Raw genomic sequence first — 20,702 nt, 5'->3', positions numbered from 1 at the left:
ACAAGTACACCGCGTGCAATGATTTGCGACTGCTTCGCAGCCGATCGGGGATGAATCCCCTCGCCACAGGGTTTGCATCTACAGAAACGCAGTTCCCGCACAAGCCCGGCGCCGGTAACGCCGGGTGTTTCAAAGCTTCGTTTCGTCGCTTGCACCACTACCGTGCAGACGGGCGCGTCACTGATCGGTATAGTGCCGCCCCTCTTCGCGTGAGCGGTCGTCGGTAACGAGGCCATAACCCATGCGAAACCCGAACTAATAACAAACCCGCGAAATGGACCGGGACGAAACCTTCGCCTCACCTGTTGTGCCGCGCGCAAACCGGTGTAACGCGATGTTTCTGAACATCCGGCATTTGCTTACACAAAAAACAGCGAGGAAAAATCCATGCTCGAAGTCATCAACGACTTCCTCTCAGGGAAAGTACTGATCGTGCTCATTGTCGGGCTCGGTAGCTACTTCACGATTCGCTCGCGTTTCGTTCAATTGCGCCACTTCTTCCACATGTTCGCGGTGTTCCGCGACAGCCTGAAAAGCAGCGGCGGGCAACTCAGCTCGTTCCAGGCCCTGATGCTCAGCCTTGCCGGCCGTGTCGGTGCAGGCAACATCGCCGGTGTCGGCATCGCCGTGACCCTCGGCGGGCCGGGTGCGGTGTTCTGGATGTGGGTGACCGCACTGGTCGGCATGTCCAGCAGCTTCTTCGAATGCACCCTGGCGCAGGTCTACAAGCGCGCCGAAGGTGACGGTCTGTACCGTGGTGGCCCGGCCTACTACATCCAGCACGGCCTGAAACTCAAAGGCATGGCGGTGGTGTTCTCGATCCTGCTGCTGGTGACCTACGGCTTCGCCTTCATCGGTCTGCAGTCCTACACCGTGACCCACTCGCTGCAAAACGCCTTCGCCTTCGACCCAAGCCACACCGGGATCGTCCTGGCGGTGCTGCTGGCCATCACCTTCATCGGCGGCATCAAGCGCATCGCCGCGGTGTCCGACCTGCTGGTACCGGTCAAGACCCTGGCCTACATCGGCGTGACCCTGTACGTGATCGGCACCCAGATCGAACACGTACCCGCCATGCTGGAAACCATCTTCAAAAGCGCCTTCGGTCTCGACCCGGCCTTCGGCGGCCTGCTCGGCAGCGCCATCGTCATGGGCGTGAAGCGTGGCGTGTTCGCCAACGAAGCGGGCCTGGGCAGTGCGCCAAACGTCGCCGCCGTGGCCTCGGTGAAACACCCGGGCGCTCAGGGCGTGGTTCAGGCCTTCAGCGTGTTCCTCGACACCTTCGTGATCTGCACCTGCACCGCGCTGCTGATCCTGTTGTCGGGCTTCTACACCCCGGGCTTCGAAGGTGACGGCATCGTCCTGACCCAGAACTCGCTGGCCGCCGTAGTCGGTGACTGGGGCCGCATCTTCGTCAGCGTCGCGCTATCGCTGTTCGTCTTCACCTGCATCCTCTACAACTACTACCTGGGCGAGAACAGCCTGCAGTTCCTCAGCCGCAACCGCGCTGTGCTGATGATTTTCCGCGGTCTGGTCCTGGCGCTGGTGGTCTGGGGCTCGATGCAGGACCTGTCGACCGTGTTCGCCTTCGCCGACATCACCATGACCTGCCTGGCCTTCGTCAACCTGATCGCCCTGGCGATGCTGTTCAAGGTCGGCATGCGTGTGCTGCGTGACTACGACGAGCAACGCCGCGCCGGCATCAAGCAGCCAGTGTTCGACGCCAGCAAATTTGCCGATCTGGATCTGGACCTGAAGGCCTGGCCAGTCGACGCGCCAGCCGCGGGCAAGACCGCAGCCGAGCCGCAAGGCGTGCCTGCAGCGCAACGCTGACAGGTGAATGACGGGCGCATCCCCTGCGCCCGTCGGTTACAGTTCGTAAAACTGTGGGAGCGAGCTTGCTCGCGAAAGCGGTGGATCAGTCGACATTCATGTTGCATCTGACGGCCCTTTCGCGAGCAAGCTCGCTCCCACAGGAACTCATCGTTTTCGGAGAATCCCCATGAATTCGTCGACCTTCCCCGCCGCCCAACACGTCATGGTGCTCTACACCGGTGGCACCATCGGCATGCAGGCCAGCGCCAATGGCCTGGCCCCGGCGTCCGGTTTCGAAGCCCGCATGCGCGACTATCTGCACGGCCAGCCCGAACTGGTCGTGCCGCAATGGCGTTTTCGGGAAATGTCGCCGCTGATCGACAGCGCCAACATGACCCCGACCTACTGGCAGCAACTGCGCGAAGCGGTGGTCGATGCGGTGGACGTGCAAGGCTGCGACAGCGTGCTGATCCTGCACGGCACCGACACCCTGGCCTACAGCGCTGCGGCGATGAGCTTCCAGTTGCTCGGCCTGCATGCCCGTGTGTGTTTCACCGGCTCGATGCTGCCGGCCGGCGTCACCGACAGCGATGCCTGGGAAAACCTCGCTGGCGCGCTGGTTGCTCTCGGTCAGGGTCTGGCGCCGGGCGTGCACCTGTACTTCCATGGCGAGCTGCTGGCGCCGACCCGTTGCGCGAAAGTGCGCAGCTTCGGTCGGCATCCGTTCAAGCGCCTGGAGCGTCAGGGCGGCGGAGTGAAAGCATCGTCGATTCCGGCCGCACTGAACTACAACCAGCCGAAACAACTGGCCAAGGTTGCTGTGCTGCCACTGTTCCCCGGCATCGGCGCCGAGGTGGTTGATGGCCTGCTGGCCAGCGGTATCAAAGGTCTGGTGCTGGAGTGCTACGGCAGCGGCACCGGGCCGAGCGACAATCCCGAGTTCCTCGCCAGCCTCGGTCGCGCGCGGGACAACGGTGTGGTGGTGGTCGCGGTCACGCAGTGCCATGAAGGCGGGGTCGAACTGGATGTGTATGAAGCTGGCAGCCGTCTGCGTGGCGTCGGTGTGCTGTCCGGTGGCGGCATGACCCGCGAGGCGGCGTTCGGCAAGCTGCACGGGTTACTCGGTGCCGGCCTGGACAACACCGAAGTGCGACGCCTGATCGAACTCGACCTGTGTGGTGAGTTGCGCTGAGCCGTGTCCGGCGCCGGCGATAATCCGGCGCCCTACATATCTACCACCCATGCTGCATCGTGCCTCCCTAGCATGGAGCGACCCCGAAAGCTTGACCTCGGGATCGCCTCCATCACCAGAACGCAGGGACGCACGATGAGTTCAGCAACCACAAGCTCCACCCGGCAGACGGCCGCCGGCACCAATCCCACCGAAGCCCTGATCACTCAATTGAGTGTCGGCCCCGACTTGCGCGACGTGGCCGGCGTGCTGTTGCGCGAGCATTTGCGCAAGCTGTACCCCACGCTTGATCTGGAGCCGAGCATTACCATGATCGGCAAGCCGCAATGGTCCATCATCGACGAACAGATCGTTGCCGGAAATCCGACCTACCAGGCCTTGACCGAAATCCTCGCCAACCAGGTCGTGCAGGGCACACCGACGCTGTATATCGAAGGTGAACACTTTCTGACGCAACAACCGATCAGCGAGCCGGCCGTCCACCTGCCGGTACGGATCGACGAAATCGCCAGCCTGCTCAACCTGCTGGCACCGGTCATGCTCACGGCGTTTCAGGAGCAACAACTGGCGTACTGGAACAGCGCCGACGACAGCACCGGCCCGCGCTGGCATGCGCTGTCGGACACCCTGCGCGAGGTCTGGAACGTCGAACAGGTGCAAGGCTGGAGCGAGAGTGACTGCGCAATGGCCCGCGCGCTGTATCGCAATGCGGATCTGGCCAGCAGGAAAATCGATGATCCCTACCAGAGCAGCGCCTGCCTGATCGCCATTGACCTGGTCGATGACGGAACCGTGAAGCATTTGAACGAAGTATCGATGGCGGTGCTGATCGGCACACAGCAGGGGAAAACGGTGATCCTCGCCCACTCGCTGCTCAAGGGCTATCAGAAGTTCGACGCTCTTGATGAACTGGGCAAATCCTTGCCTGAGCATGTCAGCAACCTTCAGCCATACCAGCAACTGAAATGGCGATTACTGGAACCCTCCGGCAGCATCTTCGATTATCAGGCGTGTGCACTGGTCTCGATTCAGATCGATGTGATCGGCGCGCTGGATTTTTCTCCTGCCACACCTGCGCCGCTCGACAAGCCATTGTCCACGGCCACCCCGCAAGTCGACGCCACGGCGAAAAAGCCCGGCCCGCCATTGAGCTGGTTCCAGGATGCCCTGCCTGACTGGCTCAGTGCTGCATCACTGCCGGATCTGAACAACTATTCCCGGCACTTGAAGGATCTGGCTGCGCTGCATAGCCAGAACACCGGCAAGTCCTATCTGGATGGCATCCTGCCAATCAGCGAATACGCGCTGAGCGAAATGAACATCCTGCATGCCGAGACCCTTCGTGAGCACGCCGATGCGCAGCGTGCCGACCTGGAAACAGCCCTGGAGTCGATCCAGTTGCGGGTCAAAAGTCCGGTGATCTGGGGCACCTTTACTGTTCCGGGAAAAATCGAGACTTACAATTTCAGCGTCACCGATCTGGCCTTGCAGAATCTGATTGCAGTGCCGATAGGCAACAAGACCCTGCACTCCACCCGTGGCAAGCCATTGCCGACATGGCTGACCGTAAGCTATCTGGAAGACCTGGTAACCCGCGCGGATATCGGTACGACCTACCCGGCGCTGATCAAGAGCCAGTTGGTCGACACCACGCCAGCATCCGCCGGGCGACAGGCACTGTTCACACAGCACTTGCGCATCCAGTTGCCGCTGCTGGCTCTGCAATCGAAAATTCGCGGCAAGGCCGGTATCGACGCACGCGGTTACCGCTATGTCGTCGCGGTGCTGGACCCCGACCGCAACCATCGCATGGTTGAGGACCAGACCATCGTCATGCGGCCTCTGGCTTTCGTTCCTCAACGCAGAACAGACGGCAGCCATGACGAAGTCGCCAACATGTTCGTGATCGGTCCTGAAGACCCGAGCGCCGGGCCGTGTCTGCTGTATCGACCGATGCTCGACCAGCCGTTGACCCAATACCCTTCCCCCAGCAACTTGCTGTATGCCATCCAGCAATCCGCCAGCCTGCGTGACTCGGTGCTCGCCTGGCTCCCGGACCGCGTGCGCAGCGACTACGCCAACTATGTGTTTCCAGGCACGTTGCCTTCCCCCTGGGCCGTCACCGAATTTCTGGTGGATGCGGAAAAAATGAGGGTCATGAGCGGGCCGATCAGCCTCGGTAGAAAGACCGTGGAGGGCGACCTGCCAGGCGCGCTGTTCAAAGCCAATGCGTCGGCGCTGGTCGAGCTGGCCGACCGCCAGTCGGTGTCAAATGCGGAAAGTCGCTGGGCCAGTTTCAAACGGGCCGGATGGACCCTGTTCAATGCCGTCCTGCCGTTCCTCGGACGCACGGTGGGGGTCGCGACGTGGATCTGGCAGGTGATGGAGCAACTGCAAGCCCTGAAGGAAGCCCGCGAGCAGGATGACTCTTCCGCGCAATGGTCAGCGTTCACCGAGGTGCTGCTCAATCTGGGGATGGCAATCACGTTGCACATCGCAGGTCGCTCCCGACCACGACTGGCCCATGAGGCAGCGGCAAGCGAAACACCGAAAAGCCCTGAACCCATGACCACGGAAATCACCGTGCAGCAACTGCAAAAAAGCGCTCCCCATGAAACCGCGGACCTGCAGCAGACCCTGAATATCAGCGGCGCGGCGAATCGCACGCCGGCAAGTCTGGGCACCGTGCTGGCGCGCTTCAAAATCCTTCGCCCGCAACATCTGGCCAGCGCCAACACCACGCCAGGGCCCTATCGCAATCTCTACAGCTACAACAGCAAATGGTACGCCCCGGTGGGCCGTGACTGGTTCGAGGTCGCGGTGGACGAAAACGGCACCGTCATGATCATCGATCCGCAGGATCCAACCCATACCGGCCCAGCCCTGATCGGCAATCTGCGCGGCGAATGGTTCGTCGATACCCGCCTGCGTCTGCGCGGTGGCGGCTCGACCGGCCTGACCCAGCTGGCTGACGCACAACGCCGCATCGAAGCGGAAAACCTGCGCACCCGCCTGACCGCCTTTGAAAGCCGTAAAGCGGCAGCGCAAGGCGAGCTGGAACAGGTCCGCCAGGCAATGAACGCCGCCACCGCTCAGACCGCTGCGGCCCATCGCCAGCTCTTTCTCCAGTCTCTGGACAGGCAACGCGTCGCTTATGCCCAGGCGTTGAGCGATCTCAAGGCGTTGCATGTATTCTCGCCAACGGCTGACTACCAACAGAGATCCCTGGGCTACCTCAAGGCGCAGCTCGAACTGATCCATGCGGGGATTCGCGAAGCGCTGACCCTGTTCACGCCGACATTGCGCAGCGTGCTCAATCATCTCGAAGGCCAGGCTGAACAGCCCCAGAACCGGCATATTGCCGAGACGCAGCAGATGCTTGAACTCAACCTGGACATGATCACGCGTCTGGAGCAGATCCAGGCACAACTGGAGCAACTCAAAGAGTTCGAGAGAGACGGCTTGCGCCTGATTCAACTGACCCGCAAGGCACTCCCGGCGTACTCGATCGACGATCTCAAGGCACTGCAAGTGACACTCGCGCGCAATGTCTGCCTGCCCGAACACTCGGTAGCGACCGCCGCGGATGCCTGGCTCAGTCTCGACCAGATTGTCGATACCGCCGACATCGCCGTTCAGGCACTGCGTGACACTCTGGAAGAGCGCAGCGTTTCCCGGCTCGATGAACGCATCGACTGCCTCAACGATCTGATCGAACAATTCAACGTACTCGACGAGCGCCTGGCGGACTTCAAGTCCGCGTACGCTGAAAGTGTGCAAGAGGCGCCGCTGGCAAATCTGCGCCAACAGCTTGAGCAATTCAACCGCAGCGCCCGCCATAACCTGGTGCTGTTGCTCGAAGAGCGCGACACCCTGCGCAGCCGCCCGGCGCCTCCCGTGCAACCGCCAAGGCCGAAAAAGAAGTTCATCCGCACCCGCTACAACGGCGTGCTGATCGGCGAGCCGCGCCTGACGGCACAGGGCCTGGAAACCGACCTGGTCGATATCAAGTCACCGCTCACGGACAAGGTCATCTCGACCTTTCATCAAAAAACCCCCGGGGTGTGGGTCGAACGTGTCAGCGCTGCCTTGCCGACGCCGACGCCAGCGCTCGAAATCAGTTTGAACAAGGGGCAGAACCTGCTCGACGGCCTGCCGGCGTTCACCCTGCGCATGAACGAACTCATGACCCGGGACGGGCGCTCAGCGGTCGGGATCGAGTACCTGTTTCACCAGCACGCCCTGCAACTGGAACACGTCAGCGCGGCCGTTGAACAGGACCTGACCGACAGTAACGCCACCGACAGCAGCCAGCGCTCGGCTGCGGTGCTGAACAAGGCGCTGAGCGATGCCGTCGACAGCCTGTATCAGCAAGCCAAAACCGCGATGTCGCTGATGACCAGGGCACAATCACCCACGCCATCGGCTGTCGCCTGGCTTCAGGCCAATGACAGCATCCGTATTGCGCAAACCGTCAGGCGGCGCCGCCTCAGGGGCGGCAAGGCGCTCTACCTGGACGAATACACCATCACTGATCAGACCACCCGCAAAGTGCTGTGGTACGCGCACTTTCTGTATTCGACCTCGTGGGTGCCGGACAAAGCCTTTCTTTCTGCCCGGCTGAAAACCCCGCAAGAGCAGCAGCTGGGATCCGAGGCCGACAGCACTCGCGGGCTGAGCCGCGCCCAACGACTGGCCTATTACCGCAGCATGATCGGCGTGGAGCAGGCCCGGCAGCTGTTTTTCAGCGCAGGCTGAGGCACCCGACGATGACCGTGCATGACGTCTCGCCAGCGTATGGGACGTCATGCGCGGCACGCTACTTGCTGGCACTTTTGCCAAAAGCCAGCGGATGCCGCCCATGCTCCACTCCCATCTGACGACGCTCAACGCCGTCTCACTGGTGCTCAACACCTTCAAGGCCGAAGGCTTGTCGAGCGACGCGCTGCTGGCCGGCAGCGGCATCAGTGCCGCGGATCTGGCCCGTGCCGATACGCGCATCACCACCAATCAGGAAATGCAGGTCTGCGCCAACGCGGTCGCGCTCAAGCATGACATTGGCCTGGAGCTGGGCCGGCGGATGCACGTTTCCTGCTACGGCATCCTCGGTTACGCCCTGCTCACCAGTGCCACCTTAGGTGACGCTTTGCGCTTGGCGATTCGCTATCCGGCGCTGCTGGGAACACTTTTCGAACTGCGCCTGGAAGACGATGGCGAGCAGGTCTGGTTCGTCGCCGCCGATTACCGCGAGAGTCCGTCAATGGCGGTGTTCAACGCGGAATTCTGCCTGGTGTCGTTGAAAGTCATCTGTGACGACCTGCTCGGGCATCCGCTGCCGTTGCTGGCGACACGCTTTGAACATACCGCGCCGGATTATCGCGACAGCTACGCCGAACACTTCGACAGCCCGCTGCACTTCGCCGCCAAGGACAACGCCTTCGCCTTCGACCGGCGCTGGCTCGATCAACCATTGCCATTGGCCGACAGCATCACCCATCAGGCCATGGCCGACCGCTGCCGCAAACAGAACATCGAGTTCACCGGGCGGCAGGCATGGCTGGGGCGGATTCGTCAGCTGCTCAGTGCGCAGCTCAACGCCGCGCCGGGCCTGGAGGGGCTGGCCCAGCAGATGAAATGTTCGCCGCGCACCTTGCGCCGGCACCTGAAGGACATGGGCAGCAGTTATCAGGAGCTGCTCGACGAACTGCGCTTCGAGCGCGCCAAGCAGATGCTGTGTGAGGATCAACTGCCGATCTACCGCATCGCCGAGACCCTGGGTTTCAGCGAGACCGCGAGTTTCCGCCATGCGTTCGTGCGCTGGAGCGGCGTGGCGCCGAGTCAGTTTCGACCGCACTGAGAACCCCCCTGTAGGAGTGAGCCTGCTCGCGATTGCCATCCAGCATTCAACATTTATGTTGGCTGAGAGACCGCCATCGCGAGCAGGCTCACTCCTACAAGGATCATGTATTGCCTGCCCATGACAGGTGCAAACCTGCGCCAACAAGGGGCGAATTGCGGTCAGAGCTTTTGGCCATATCGATCCCCTTTTGGCCTTTCCTGCCGTTCTCCGATTCGCCGCGCGCCGCAACACTGGGGGCAACCGAATCAGCCCCCTGCGGAGAACAACAAATGCTGACGATCTACTCTGACGATCACCACCTGCACCACGGCCGCTGCGAACTCATCGACGGCCAGCTCAAGCCGTGCTTCGAAATGCCGTCACGTGCCGACCATGTGCTGCAACGAGTACAGCACCAGAACCTCGGCCCGGTAGAAGCACCGAAGGATTTCGGCCTGGAGCCGATCGCACGGATCCACAGCCGTGACTACCTCGACTTCTTCAAAGGTGCTTGGGCGCGCTGGACCGAATTCAACACCGACGGCGACCTGCTGCCCTACACCTGGCCCGCCCGCACGCTGCGGCAGATCAAACCGACCAGCCTGCACGGCCAGCTCGGTTACTACAGCTTCGACGGCGGCGCACCGATCACCGCCGGCACCTGGCAAGCAGCCTACAGTGCAGCGCAAGTGGCGCTGACTGCCCAGGCGGAAATCCAGCGTGGCGCACACAGTGCGTTCGCCCTGTGCCGACCACCGGGACACCACGCCGCCAGCGACTTGATGGGCGGTTATTGCTACCTCAACAACGCCGCCATTGCCGCTCAGGCATTCCTCGATGCCGGCCACAAGAAGGTCGCGATCCTCGACGTCGATTACCACCACGGCAACGGCACCCAGTCGATTTTCTACGCGCGCAGCGACGTGCTGTTCACCTCGATCCACGGCCACCCGGAAGCCGAGTTTCCGTTCTTCCTCGGCTACGAAGATGAACGCGGTGAAGGCGCCGGTGAAGGCTTCAACTTCAACTATCCGCTAGCGGCCGGCTCCGGCTGGGATGTGTGGAGCGCGGCACTGGAACAGGCCTGCAACGAGATCGACAGTTACGGCGCCGACATCATCGTCGTGTCGCTGGGCGTCGACACCTTCAAGGACGATCCGATCTCGCAGTTCAAGCTCGACAGCCCGGATTACCTGGCCATGGGCAAACGCATCGCCGCCCTCGGCAAACCGACGCTGTTCGTCATGGAGGGTGGTTACGCGGTGGAGGAAATCGGCATCAACGCGGTAAACGTGCTGGAAGGTTTTGAACAATGAACCAACTCAAGCACTGCATTGCGCCAGCCCTGTGCGCGGCGTTGCTCAGCGTCGGCGCCCACGCCGAAGAACGCACCCTGCGCGTCTACAACTGGTTCGACTACATCACGCCCAAGGCGCTGGAAGACTTCAAGGCACAGAACACCCAGACCAGACTGGTCTACGACATCTTCGACACCAACGAAGCACTGGAAGCCAAGCTGCTGACCGGCAACTCCGGCTATGACGTGGTGGTGCCGTCCAACGTGTTCCTCGCCAAGCAGATCGAGGCCGGGGTGTTCCAGCCGCTGGATCGCAGCAAGCTGCCGAACTGGAACCACCTCGATCCGAAACTGATGAAGCTGATCGAGGCCAACGATCCGGGCAACAAGTTCGCCGTGCCGTACATGTACGGCACCATCCTGATCGGCTTCAACCCGGCCAAGGTCAAGGCCGCGCTGGGCGAGAATGCGCCGGTGGACAGCTGGGACCTGATCTTCAAGGAGGAGAACATCAGCAAGCTCAAGCAGTGCGGCGTCGCCCTCCTCGACTCACCGTCGGAGATCCTGCCGCTGGCCCTGCAACACCTGGGTCTGGATCCCAACAGCAAAAATCCGGCGGACTATGCCAAAGCCGAAGCGCTGCTGATGAAGATCCGGCCGTACATCACTTACTTCCACTCCTCCAAGTACATGGCCGATATCGCCAACGGTGACATCTGCGTCGCGGTCGGTTATTCCGGCAGCTTCTCGCAAGCGGCCAACCGCGCCAAGGAAGCGAAGAACGGTGTGGTGGTCGACATGCGCCTGCCCAGGGAAGGCGCACCGATCTGGTTCGACATGCTCGCCATTCCCAAGGGCGCGAAGAACCCGGAGGACGCCTACACCTTCATCAACTACCTGCTGCAACCGGCAGTGATCGCGCCGGTCAGTGACTTCGTCGGGTATCCGAACCCGAACAAGGACGCCACGCAACGGGTCGATCCGGCGATCCGCAACAACCCCAACCTGTACCCGACCGATGCGGCAATGGGCACGCTTTACACCCTGCAACCGCTGCCGCGGGATGCCGAGCGGGCACGCACCCGGGCCTGGACCAAAATCAAGTCAGGGACTTGAGCCGACGCTGACGACAGGACCCGCCGCCGTGCGGGTCTTTTTTTGCCTGCGATATCTATCTACCACCCGAGGCCAGCAACCCAGTCCTACCTTGGCTGCATCCGGCCCTGCGCCCGCAGGCCGCCAACGTCAGACAAGGATATGGTCATGCCCGAAAGTACCGCGCCCAGCGCTGTCGACATACTCACCCAACTGGTGAGTGGCCCCTCCCTCACCGAAGTCGCTTCCAATGCCTTGAAGCCCGCCCTTACGCGGCTGTACCCGCAGCAAGCGATCGACCCGGAACGGGTCGTGGTCGGTACGCCGACCTGGGTGATCAAAAAACAACGGATCGAGGTCGGCCCCTGCCAGTTCGAATCGCTGACCGATATCCTGGTCAGGCTGGCCCTGTCCGGCACGACGGTCACGCTCATCGATGGCGAACACTTCCTCACCGAACAACCCGGCGTCGAGACTGCAATCCAGCTGCCGGTGAAAATGGAAACCGTGGGTGCGCTGCTCAACGAACTCGCCCCCTTGCTGTTCAAGTCTCTGCAGGAGCAACAGATCGATTACTGGAACGAAACCGTCAGCCCCGCCGTACCCCGCTGGCACCAGCTGTCGCGCACCTTGCAGCAGGTATGGAATGTCAGCGCTGACAACGGCTGGGATGCGGATCAACGAGCAATGGCCCGCGCCGTGTTCAACCAGCCGGAGAAAACCCTGCGCTTGCCTGCCGACACCTACCAGACCCGCGCCTGTCTGATTGATCTGGATCTGGATGAGAGCAGCCAGCGCAGCCACCTGAGCGTCCTCGACACCGCCGTGCTGGTCGGCACCGTCGGTCAACGCACGCTGATCCTCAGCTACTCGATCACTCAGGGTTTTCAGCGTTTCAACAGCTTCGAGGAACTGCAAAAATCACTGCAATGGCCGGTCGAGACAGGTGTCGACGGAATCGACATCAGGTGGCGATTGTTCGAGCCGCCGGGCAACTTTTTCGATCAGCAAGCCTGCGCGATGATTGCGCTGGAAGCCCAGGCAATTGGCGATATCGATTTTTTCCGGCGACCTGCCGACGCCGTGTTTCTTCCGCGCCATGGCGCGCCCGACGATTCAGACGTTGGCGCGCAGCAAGCTCCTGCGCGGTTTACGGTTACCCAGCATTCGTTGCCGCCATGGCTCGATAACGCCGCACCCGCCGACCAGACCCGTTACAGCCGTCACTTGCTGGACCTGGTCGCCATGCAACAGCAGAACGAGGGAAGCACCTTTCAACAAGAGCTCCCCGGCATCCAGGCTTTCACTCTGGGCAAACTGAACAGCGCCATCCGCCAGACCCCGGCGCAGAACTTCAGGTTGCAGGACGTGGAAATCACCGTCACCAGCGTGGTGGTCTGGGGTACCTTCGTTCCGCCCGAACAGGAGCAGACCCTGACCCTGTCACTGGTCGAACTGGCCTTGCAGAATCTGGCCGGCCTGCCGCTGGGCAACATTGCGGTGCGCTACCGCGAGGGTGCGAGCGCAGTACCGGCCTGGATGACCCCGACCTATCTGGAAAACCTGGTGACCACGGTCGATATCGGCAAAACCTATCCGGATGAGCTCAAAAACAGGCTGCTTGATGACCCGTCCCGGTCTTTGCGCATGCGACAACTCTACAGCCGCCAATTGCCCCTCGAGCTGCCGCTGCTGGCGTTGCAGTACAAAATCCGCGGTCAGGCCGGGCTTGATGAGCTCGGCTATCGGTATGTCCTGGCAGCCTTGGCCAGCGCGCCGGTGGACAGGCGCGTCGACGGCCAGGAGATCGTGATTCGCCCGCTGGGGTTCGTCACCGGCGGGCAGACCGACGAAGTGCTCAACATGTTCGTGATCGGCCCGCGCGACATGAGCAAGGGCCCCTGCCTGCTCTACCGGCCACTGCTCGACGCACCACTGCTGCAATTCCCGTCAACCGCGAACCTGCTGTATGCCATCCGCCATTCACGCACCCTGCGCCAGTCGGTCCTCGCCTGGCTGCCGGACCGCGTGCGTTTCAATTACTCGCAATATGTATTTCCCGGTGCACTGCCTTCGGTATGGACGATACCGCAGCTGCTGGTCGACCCGACGTCGGCACCGACTGCCACCCTGACGCTGGGCAGCCGGGTCATCGAGCAGGACGTACTGGCGACCCTGTACAAGGCCAATGCCGACGCGCTGATCGCGCAGGCTGATCGCAGCTCGGTGTCCAATGCTCAAGCGCGTTGGGCCACGCTCAAACGTGGCGGCTGGGCATTGTTCAATGCCGCCCTGCCGTTTCTCGGACGCGGCGTCGGCACTGCAGCGTGGATCTGGCAGATCATGGATGACCTGCAAGAAGTCAGCGACGTTCAAGAACAACAGCAGGCTCTGGACTGGACTGCACTGACCGACCTCCTGCTGTCGCTGGGCATGGCGCTCGCCCACCGCGCGGCCACGCGCAAAAAACCGCAACGCAGTGCCTCCACGATTACCCAGCCAACCCGAGAAGTCAGCAAGCCGCCCAAGCCAGACGCCCTTCGCGTCGCGCGGTTACCTGATATCGTCGGGCATGAACTGCCGGACCATCACACGCCGGCGCTGCACACCCAGGGCGCATTGTCGGCCGCCTCTCCTTCCAGCCTGGGCCTGTTGCTCGACAGCCTCAAGATCAGCCAACCCGAAGGCCTGAGTACGGCCGCTGCCGACGGCGCGTACCGTCACCTGCGCACGGCGGGGGGAAAGTGGTACGCCGAGGTCGGCGCGCGCTGGTTCGAAGTCGCGCTCAACGATAATGACGACGTGCAGATCATCGATACCCGTCAGCAACCGCCACGCCGCGGGCCGCTGCTGATCGCCAATGCACGGGGACAGTGGTTTGTCGATCTGCGCTTGCGCCTGCGCGGTGGAGGGCTGAAAAGTCGGCGCAAAGCGTTGCAGCAACAGAACGCCGAATCGTTACGCCAGAAAAAGCAGGAAATCGCAGCATTCGACGCCGGGTTGGCAGACAAACGCAGCCAGTTGGTCGCGGTACGCCGCGCCATGCTGGAAGCCACGCCGGAAACTGCAGCAAGCGCCCGGCAGCAGTTTCTCGATACGCTCGACTCACAGGTCAAGGAATATACCGCCCACATCGATAGCCTGAAGGCCCTGAACATCCTCGAAGCGGTGCCCAACTACCGCACCGCGATGCTCGACCGGATCTCCCTGCAACTGTTCCTCATGCAGGCCTGGATCGATGAAACCTACACGGCATTTCGCCAAAGCCTGGAAGTGACCCTGGTGCTGCTGGATGCGCCGGGCAATGAAACGGATACCGCGCGTTCGGAACCCTTCGAGAAAATGTCCGACCTGACCCGAGGGATCATCGACAAGGTCGAATTCGCCCACACCCGTTTTGCCGAACTGAGCCTGCTGGGTAAAGAAGCCGTCGAGGTCACGCGCCAGTACAAGGCCCGACTGCCAACGTTCTCGCTGGAGGACCTGAAGCTGCTGCAAATCACCCTGGGCCAGGAACTGTGCCTCAATGAACAAACGGATGAGTTTCGCGAAGGCGCCCGCGTCGCGCTGGAAACCCTGATTGAAGACGCATCGCTGAACATTCAGAGCACTCTGGATCTGAGCGCCGAACAGAGTCTGGAGCAACTCGGCGAGCGCGTCGAGGCGATGAATAATCTGGTGGAACAATTCGACGTCATCGACCAGCGATTCGTCGACCTCGTCGCCGAGTATCCGCAGCACCTGAATGCCGAGCGTCTTGAAAGCGTGAAGCGCCACGTTGCCGAATTCCATCAGGACGCGGTGCAACATTTATCGACCCTGCTGCGCGAGCAGCGCCTGGTGGAACCGGTCGCCGGGCCGTCCAAGTCACCGGTCACACCGGCGCGCAAAATCATCAAGACCCGTTACAAGGGCACACTGGTCGGGCAACCCCGTCGCAATACCGGCGGACAGGACGGTGACCTGGTGGATGTGATCGCCCCGTTGACTGGAAAAGTGATTGCCACCTTCCACGAGAAATCCCCGGGCAACTGGGTGGAACGGGTGCCGGCCAAACCTTCGGTATCACCACGCCCGGGCCCCGACCTGCCGAAAAGCACGCAGGCTGCACAGGTGTTGCTCAACGGTCTGGCAGACTTCAGAAAACGCACTCAGGCGCACATTGCCCGGGCGCAACGCAATCCGACGGAGATCGAGGAAATCTACTACATACATGCCACGCGCCTGCGCGAGGCCATGGAGAAAATCGATCAGGCCTTGACCGCCGGCAATCACACCGACGGCAAAACGTCCACAGCCAGCAGCCTGCGCCAGCAACTCGACAACGAAGCCACTGCCCTTTATGCCGAAGGTCGCGCCGCCAGAATCGACATCACCAAACAGCAGCCGCCCACTGCTGCACGGGTCCAATGGCTGTTCGCCAAAGGCGAAGTGACGATCAGTAAAACCACCGAGCGCCGCCGACTCAAAGGCCCGCGCAAGGATTATCTGCTGGAATATCCGATACTCGACCGCAAGAGCGGAAAAGCCCTGTGGTACGCCCATTTTCACTACACCAACCCGGCGGATCCGTTGCCATCCTTCACTGCCGCGCATCTGAAAACCGTTGAGCAACGGCGCCTGGGCGGCGCCTTTGTCGAGCGCGAGAATCGCAGTAATCAGGAGCTGATCGCGATCCATCGCAGCAGCATCAGCCGCTCACAGGCTGAAGCGCTGTTCTTCTCCTGATCGCCGGCTCCTCGACGCAAGCCCGCCACGCGCGGGCTTGTTTTCAACCTATACATATCTACCACCCGAGGGGCTGGACCGCTCGCTACTGTCGGTTGCACACGGCAATTGCCGCACTCTCCACCTGCCCAACGGTTGCGATCCCATGAGTGAAACAATCCGCACGAACATTGCTCCCCAACTCTTGAACAAAAGCCGCCTGGTCGAACAGACCAGCGGCGGACCGGTCTTGCACGACGCCGCAGCACAACTGTTGCGCAAGGCGTTGACTACGCAGTTTCCCGATCTGCAGATCGATCCCGACACCGCCTTGCTGGCGACCCCGGTCTGGCAGGTACAGGGCGAAAGTCTGGTCAGTCATAGCTGTCGTTACGAATCGCTGACTCACATGCTGGCGCGCCTGGCGTTCACCCAGACCAAGGCCAACTGCATTGAAGGTGAGCACTTCCTGACCTTGTCATCGCAAACCGAAGAGCCGGTGCATTTGCCGGCCGGCATGGATGCGCTGACGACGTTGCTCAACGAAAATGCCCCAGTACTGTTCACCGGCTTCGCGCAGAGCCAACTCGATTACTGGAATCAAACCATCGAGCAGAAACCGCGCTGGCAACAACTGGCTGACACCCTGCAACAGGCGCTGAACGTACAATCGGTAAATGGCTGGGATGCGCACGAGTGCCGCCTCGCCCGCCTCGTCGCACAACACCCGGACAACACATCGCGCGCTTCGACCAGCGCCGAACTGACGAACGTGCGCGCCCGCCTGATCGATCTCGACCTGGTGTTTGATCAGGCCGAGAGCATCCAGACGCAGCACTTGATGCTGGCCGGCGCGCTGGTGCTCAGCGCAACGCTGGGCGGTCGCGAGTTGCTTGCGCTGTTCACCATCGAAGAAGGCTATGAATCGTTCGGTTCCATGGCGCAATTGGGCGCCACCCTGCCCGAGCGCATCGACATCGACTTGCGCGGTCAGGGTCTGAAATGGCGGCTCTATGAACCCGACGGGAATATTTTCGATGCCATGGTTCAGGCGCTGGTGAGCTGTCAGATCGACTCGATCGATGCCCTCGATCCGGGCAGTCGCTCGCCCCTGGCCAAATTCTTTTCACACCCGCGCGAAGGGGATACCGACTCCAGGACAGATGACGACGCGCGCATCGAGCAACTGGACAGGGCGATTCCGCAATGGCTGCTGGCAGGATCGCTGGACGACATCCAGACCTACAGCGGTTATCTGAGCGACCTGGGCAGCCTGCGTGGCGAGTCCGACGGCCAGTGCTTCGAATACCGCGAGGTCCCGTTGATTCTGGACTACGCCCAGCAACAGATGCGCGCCGCCATCGTTGCCGAGCGACCCGCTGCCGACACCCTGCAACTGCGCCTCGATGATGTACGGATCACCCTGACCCAAAGCTTCGAAGCCGGCGGTCTGACCCTGCCTGATCCGACCAGCGTCAGTGTCCAGACCCTCGGCGAATTCGCCTTGCATAACACCCGTCCTTACCTCGCCACGGTCGCCTACGCCGACGGCAGCGCCACGCCGGACTGGCTGACGGTAAAACTGCTGTCACGCATGGCCAGCGCGGTCAACATTGGCGAGCGTTATCCGACGCTGATCAAGCGTACCCTGATCGACGACCCGGTGCAGGCCGGGCGCCACAGGATCCGTTACAGCCGACAGTTGCCGCAGCTGCTGCCGATGCTGGCGCTGGAGTGCAAGCTCAAGCGCAAGGGTGATGTCGACGAACAGGGTTATCGTCTGGTTCGCCAATTGATCGACTGCATCGCCGGCAAATCCCCCGCCTCCGAATGGCCGGTGCAGATCCGGCCCCTGGCCTTCGTCCCGCGCTTTCGCCTGGGCAGTACGCCGGACACGGTGGCGAACATGTACATCATCGGGCCGCGCGCCGGCGCCAGTGGCCCATGCCTGCTTTACCGACCGTTGCTTGAGCAATCGCTGCGTCAGTTCCCCTCGGAACAGAACATGCTGTACGCGTTTTACCAGGCGGGTGAATTGCGCGATTCGGTACTGGCCTGGCTGCCCACTCCGGCATTGAGTTTCGAGTACGCCCAGTATGTGTTTTCCGCCGGGCTGCCCTCGCCATGGACGATTACCGAACTGGCGTTCGAACCCTTTCTGCACCTTGACCTGACCTCCGCCGTCGACCTGGCGAATTCGCCCCTGAGCGGCGATGTGTTTTCGCAGCTGTTCGCCAGCAACAGCCAGGCCATGGCCGACCTCGCCGATCGCCAATCGACGTCCAATGCCGAGCGGCGCTGGACGCTGTTGGCTGACAGCGGCTGGGCCATCTTCGGTGTGGCCAGCAACTTTCTCGGCGGCCCGGCGGGCACGGCTGTCTGGGTCTGGCAGACCGTCAGCCAGGTCCAGCAGGCACTGGATGCCCATGAGCGTGGCAATACTGCGGTCGAGTGGTCTTCGATCGGCGACGTGCTGCTGGCACTGGGCATCCTGCTCGCGCAGAAAGCGTCAGTACGGCGCATTCGACTCTCGGGGCCGCTCAACGAAATTCCACAGACGACTCGCACACACTATGCAGAACCCGCCAAAGCGCCACTGCTTCCCGGCAACACGCCGACTATCACGCAGGACACCGCGGCGTGGGGCGCCCGCCCGCCCGAGGCGCATCGGTCCTTGCTCGCACACTCCGCGCCAGTACGGTTTGATGCACACGCAAGTTTTGTGCAACGCCTTGAACGCTTGAAAGTCCCACGGCCGGCGCTGCCGGAAAATGCACGCGTCAATGCCGACCACCTGTATGAGGCCTCGGGAAAACTCTATGCGCGGGTCGGAACACGCTGGTTTCAAGTCAGCGCCGAGGGCGACGAACCGGTGCTGATCGTCGATCCGCACAACGCGGGGCATTCCGGTCTGTGCATTCGTTTCGATCGCGAGACCGCTCTGTGGAACTGGGATCTCAGGCTGCGCCTGCGCGGTGGCGGCCCGACCGGAAGGATCGAGGCCCTGCGGCGTGAGCGCGCCACCCGCAAGGATGAGGCATGGGCGGCATTGCACCGGTTCATCGAACAGGAAGCCCGGCGCAAGGCCAGCCTCGACGAAGCCTTGCAACCATTGGAGAACAGCGATCCGGCGGAGCCTATGTCCGAAGCTGCCGTGATCGCGTACATCGCCAAGGCCGACGAACTGGCCAGTGCCTACGGTCAGGCCCTGCAAGACCTGGAAAAGTGGCGAGAGGCCGGTGGCGCCGGGGTATTTTACCAGTCGCAACTGATGCGCTTCTCGGTCGAGCAGCATCGCTATCTCAGCGGCTGGATGCGCATGAAGTTGCGCGAGTACGCGCGCATCGTCGCGCCACAATTGAGCACCTCGGAACCACCGGAAACCCGCTCGCGGACGACGCAGATGCAGGCCGCGCGCCAGGCCATCGCCGTCAGTGACGAGATGGTCGAGCGCCTTGCGCAGTTGCACGCCTCGCTGGACAGACTCGACCAACATACCGGCGCAACCCGCAAAGTGGCGACTGAGCTGCGCAGACTGATGCCCTCGTTCACCCGTCGCGATTTGCACGCCAATGAAATCGGCATGTCCACCGAGCTGTCGCTGCGCGACGCACCGGACAGCGTCCTCGATCCATTGCGGCAACTGATCGTTCCGGTGTTCGAGGGGGCCGCCGAGGCCGGCCATCTGCTCGTGGAGCGGCGCAACAGCCGGGCACTGGATGTCGAGCAACTGAGCGCCGTGGTCGACCGGTTGGCCGATGCCCAGCGCCGCTTGCAGGAGGTGTTGGCCAGCGCCTCGGCGCAACTTGAAGTGAACCGCTTCCAGCGGGTTCAGCAATTGGTCGAAGACTTTCACCAGTTGGCCCGCAAGCGTCTGCTGATCGCCCTGCCGGAACCGGAAGAGGTTCCCACCGCAGCCATGGCCAGACTCGATCCGGCACCGTCGACATCGCGCGGGGTCGGCAAGGTGAGCAAGTCACGGCCGCGCATCATCGAAACACCACGGGCAGCGTCCCCTGACAAACCCCAGGCGCCGGAAGACATGCCGGTGATCCGCTCCGTCATCAAGCGCCCCGCCGTCGTCCCGACGCTGGACGATGCGCAGATGATCGGCAATGCGATGACCCTGGTCGCGGAACTGGATGCCTTCATCAAACGCCTGCGCACCGATGCGCAGCGGCCTTCGCGCATCCCGGCCGACATGCAGGATCTGTTCGATCAACAGGCAACCCGTTTCGATCAGGCAGCGGTAAACGTTCAGGCAATACTTGTCCGCAAAAGCGCTGAATTTCCAGTCGGCGGTCTGACTACCGACTTGCGTGAAGCCGCTGCCCGCCTGCGTCGTGAAGGCATCAACGTCTACGGCAGCATGCTCACCGCGCGCAAACCCCGGGAGAGCTATCTGAAATGGCTGCACGAACACCATCTGGTGCAAATCGTCAAAGATCCGCGCGGACGCATCCGCACCCGGCAGCGCAAGGACTTCTTTCAGGAGTACCGGGTCCTCGACAAGACGCGCAACGACCAACCGCTGTGGGTCGCGCACTTTCATTACGACACGCTGACCGATCCGAGCGACCGCTTCACGGCTGCTCACCTAAAGGTTGCCGATAGCTTTTTGCAGGAGCTGCCAGCGAAAGTGCGCCAGGAACTGGACAGCTTCGATGCCGTGGATAACGTGCTGCGCCGGATCACTCGTCCGGCGGTGCGGGATCTGTTCCTTCACCCACGCCATGCGGGAGCCGACGAAAGCTGAC

The 20,702-nt window shown here is 62.0% G+C and carries 8 protein-coding genes; all 8 read left to right on the top strand.

Features of this window, described 5'->3' with window-relative positions:
- Positions 1–387 precede the first annotated feature (387 nt).
- The 8 genes from PMI25_RS22725 to PMI25_RS22690 all read left to right on the top strand — a co-directional run bounded on the left by PMI25_RS22725 (position 388) and on the right by PMI25_RS22690 (position 20,701).
- Positions 388–1,833 carry an alanine/glycine:cation symporter family protein gene (locus PMI25_RS22725; protein ID WP_007962272.1) on the top strand — a complete coding sequence of 482 codons (1,446 nt, stop codon included), beginning with the start codon at positions 388–390 and terminating at the stop codon, positions 1,831–1,833.
- Between the two features lie 169 nt (positions 1,834–2,002).
- Entirely contained in the window at positions 2,003–3,007 is a 1,005-nt protein-coding gene (locus tag PMI25_RS22720) for an asparaginase (protein ID WP_007962271.1), read from the top strand.
- A gap of 135 nt (positions 3,008–3,142) precedes the next feature.
- Positions 3,143–7,765, top strand: a complete 4,623-nt coding sequence (locus PMI25_RS22715; RefSeq protein ID WP_007962270.1) for a hypothetical protein — start codon at positions 3,143–3,145, stop codon at positions 7,763–7,765.
- 103 nt (positions 7,766–7,868) lie between these two features.
- Positions 7,869–8,864: an AraC family transcriptional regulator gene (locus PMI25_RS22710; RefSeq protein ID WP_007962269.1), complete on the top strand. Its 996-nt coding sequence runs from the start codon at positions 7,869–7,871 to the stop codon at positions 8,862–8,864.
- Positions 8,865–9,136: 272 nt separating this feature from the next.
- On the top strand, positions 9,137–10,162 hold the full coding sequence (locus tag PMI25_RS22705; protein ID WP_007962268.1) for a histone deacetylase family protein: 1,026 nt from the start codon (positions 9,137–9,139) through the stop codon (positions 10,160–10,162).
- On the top strand, positions 10,159–11,259 hold the full coding sequence (locus PMI25_RS22700; protein ID WP_007962267.1) for a polyamine ABC transporter substrate-binding protein: 1,101 nt from the start codon (positions 10,159–10,161) through the stop codon (positions 11,257–11,259). Before PMI25_RS22705 ends, PMI25_RS22700 begins: the two co-directional genes overlap by 4 nt.
- Positions 11,260–11,406: 147 nt before the next feature.
- Positions 11,407–15,966 carry a dermonecrotic toxin domain-containing protein gene (locus PMI25_RS22695; protein WP_007962266.1) on the top strand — a complete coding sequence of 1,520 codons (4,560 nt, stop codon included), beginning with the start codon at positions 11,407–11,409 and terminating at the stop codon, positions 15,964–15,966.
- 145 nt (positions 15,967–16,111) lie between these two features.
- Complete coding sequence (locus PMI25_RS22690; protein ID WP_007962261.1) at positions 16,112–20,701, top strand: hypothetical protein; 4,590 nt, start codon at positions 16,112–16,114, stop codon at positions 20,699–20,701.
- The last annotated feature ends 1 nt before the right edge of the window (position 20,702 follow it).

The organism is Pseudomonas sp. GM30, from assembly GCF_000282275.2.
GTDB lineage: Bacteria > Pseudomonadota > Gammaproteobacteria > Pseudomonadales > Pseudomonadaceae > Aquipseudomonas.
The sequence above is the reverse complement of the archived record's forward strand: the minus strand, read 5'-3'. Positions and strand labels throughout refer to the sequence as shown.